The sequence below is a fragment of the Limosilactobacillus balticus genome, assembly GCF_014145615.1.
Taxonomy (GTDB): domain Bacteria; phylum Bacillota; class Bacilli; order Lactobacillales; family Lactobacillaceae; genus Limosilactobacillus; species Limosilactobacillus balticus.
Window position 1 is genome coordinate 1 of sequence record NZ_JACIVH010000055.1, and the last position, 256, is coordinate 256.

Annotated in this window: 1 protein-coding gene; it reads left to right on the forward strand. The window is 40.6% G+C overall.

Going from position 1 to position 256, the window contains the following annotated elements; genetic code table 11:
* Positions 1-256: group II intron maturase-specific domain-containing protein (locus H5S10_RS02850; RefSeq protein WP_325064749.1), on the forward strand; the 256-nt coding region annotated here is incomplete at both ends.

Genomic DNA, 256 nt, shown 5'->3' on the forward strand with positions numbered 1-256 from the left:
AGTTATTAACTAAACGTAATCGTGGAATATCTCTGACAAGAATGTTTGAAGAAATTCATCGAAAAATGCGTGGGTGGCTTCAGTACTACTCAATTGGGAAACTAACTAACTTTATTCACCGCCTCGACAAGTGGTTGCGGGTCCGAATAAGGCAGTATATCTGGAAGCAATGGAAAAAGTTTAAAACTAAGGTAACTAACTTACAGAAGTTGGGGCTGTCCCAGCGTGATGCATATGTCTTCGCTAGTACCCGTAA